The sequence below is a fragment of the Micromonospora sp. NPDC005367 genome (assembly GCF_040606825.1).
GTDB lineage: Bacteria > Actinomycetota > Actinomycetes > Mycobacteriales > Micromonosporaceae > Micromonospora.
Genome location: NZ_JBEXFP010000102.1, coordinates 1 through 2,389, shown reverse-complemented (window position 1 = coordinate 2,389; position 2,389 = coordinate 1). Strand labels below are relative to the sequence as shown.

At 74.2% G+C, this 2,389-nt stretch carries 1 protein-coding gene and 2 pseudogenes; all 3 read left to right on the top strand.

The annotated features are described in order from the left end of the window. Positions 1-292: pseudogene (locus tag ABZS42_RS31880) on the top strand (hypothetical protein); the annotation flags it as partial. Between the two features lies 1 nt (position 293). Continuing rightward, positions 294-1,994, top strand: a complete 1,701-nt coding sequence (locus ABZS42_RS31875) for a lipid II flippase MurJ (protein WP_355151668.1) — start codon at positions 294-296, stop codon at positions 1,992-1,994. After that, positions 1,991-2,311, top strand: a pseudogene (locus ABZS42_RS31870) (glycosyltransferase); the annotation flags it as partial. The gene ABZS42_RS31875 and the pseudogene ABZS42_RS31870, both read left to right, overlap by 4 nt. Positions 2,312-2,389 lie beyond the last annotated feature (78 nt).

Genomic DNA, 2,389 nt, shown 5'->3' with positions numbered 1-2,389 from the left:
GCTGGCCGGCGGCCCGCACGGCGGGATCGCCGCCGGCGCGGCCGGGGCGGCCGCCGGGCTGCTCCCGGACGACCTCGGTGAGGAGGTGATGCTCGGCGACAGCGGCGCGAACGCCCTCGGCGCGGTGCTCGGCGTCGCGCTCGCAGCCCGCACCGGCCCGCTGGGCCGGGCCGGTCTCCTCGCCGTGCTGGCCGGTCTCACCGCGGCCAGCGAGAAGGTCAGCTTCACGCAGGTGATCCAGCGGACACCGGGGCTGCGTGAGCTCGACGCGCTGGGCCGACGCGCCGACTGACGTGACCAGACCGGCACCCCTCGCCGGCGCCGGCCGAGTCGCCGGAGCAGCCGCGCTCATCGCCGTCCTCACCGTCGTCAGCCGCCTGGCCGGCTTCGGCCGCACGGGCGTTTTCACCTGGGTCATGGAGAAGAGCGACCTGGGCGGCATGTACGTGATCGCCAACACGGTCCCGAACATCATCTTCGAGATCGTTGCCGGCGGGGCACTGGCCAGCCTCGTCGTGCCGATGCTGGCCGGGCCGATCGCCGCCGGTGACCGACGTGCGGTGGCCGCCACCACCGGCGCCCTGCTCACCTGGACGGTCACCCTGCTGGTGCCGCTGGCCGTGCTGGTCGCCGTGTTTGCGGGCCCGATCGTCACGCTGATCAGCGACAACCGCACCGACGCCGAGCTTGCCGCCGGTGCGCGGATGTTGCAGGTCTTCGCCCCGCAGCTGCCGCTCTACGGCATCGGGATCGTGCTCACCGGGGTGCTCCAGGCGCATCGACGGTTCGCTTGGCCGGTGATCGCCCCACTGCTCTCCAGCCTGACGGTCATCGTGGTCTACCTCGTCTTCGGGGGCACGGAGGGGCACGGTGCGAGCGTCGGCGAGGTGAGTCGAGCGGGGGAGCTGCTCCTGTCGGGTGGCACCACCCTGGGGGTGGTGGTGCTGTCGCTGTCACTGCTCATCCCGCTGCGCGGACTGCGGCTGCGCCTGCGTCCCGGGTACGCCTTCGCGCCGGAGGTCCGAGCACGGATCCGCGCGCTGGCGGTGGCCGGAGCGGTCACCGTCACCGCCCAGCAGTTGGCCCTCGTGGTGGTGCTCAAACGGGTCTCGGGCGGCCCGACCGGCTCACCGCAGGTGTTCAACCTGGCCCAGACCATGTACCTGCTGCCGTGGGCGGTGCTCGCCGTGCCGCTGGCGGTCGCCGCGTACCCGACGCTCGCCGCCGCGTCGGCCGGCGGTGACGACCAGCGGTACCGGGAGACGCTGTCATCGACGGTTCGCGGTGTGTTGCTGTTCAGCTTCCTCGGCGCGGCGGCGCTGGTCGGCACCGCCGGTCCGGTTGGGTCCTTCTTCTTTCCCGCCGACCCCGGTTCGACGGCGGCGGCCATCGCCGGATTCGCCCCGGGTTTGATCGGCTACGGCCTGTTCGCCGTACTCTCCCGTGCCCTCTACGCCCGCGGGTCTACCCGGCCCGCCACCGCGGCGATCACCGTGGGCTGGCTGGCCGTGCTGGTGGTGGCGTTACCCCTGGCCGCGTTACTGCCGGTTCGGGACCGGGTGCTGGCGGTGGCGCTGGCCAACTCGGTCGGAATGTTGCTGCTGGGCGGGCTGCTGATCATCGCGGTGCGCCGGAGCGCGGGCTCCGCGGCGCTGGCCGGTACGCCCCGGGCGGCGGCGGCCGGGCTGCTCGGCGGCCTCGCCGGGGCGCTCGCCGGTGTGGGCGTGCTGCGGTGGCTCGACACGCCGGGTGACGGCACCCCGACGATGGCGGCGGCACTCGGTCAGGGCATGCTGTCCGGAGTTCTGGTCGGCGTCGTGTTCCTCACCGTGGTCTGGCTCGTCGACCGGCAGGCCGTACGACCGCTGCTCGCCGGGGTGCTGCGACGACTGGGCCGCGGCGGCGCGCGGGGACGCGGGAACGCGGGCGCGGCACAGGATCAGGACGGCAGCCCTCCGGAGCGGGGTGACGGGAAGGAGACGGTGTCCGGGTGAGCGCGGCGACGGAACCGACACCCGACTGGCCGGGCAGCGTGGCACTGCTGCTCGCCTCCAGCACCGGTGGCGTGGGGCAGCACGTCCGGTCGGTGGCCCGCGGGCTCACCGCCGCGGGTGCCACCGTGCTGGTCTGCGGGCCGGCGGCCACCCAGGAGCAGTTCGACTTCACCGGCGTCAGAGCCCGCTTCCAGCCGGTCGAGATCCCCGCCAAACCGACCCCGGCCGACGCTCGCGCGGTCGCCGCCCTACGCCGCGCCCTGGCCACCACGCCGGTGGACGTGGTGCACGCGCACGGCCTGCGGGCGGGGCTCGTCGCGGCGCCGTTGTGCACCACGCTCACCCGGAGGTAGTCGGCCGACGAGGAGTTCGAGCCGTGTGCCAGGTACCAGGCC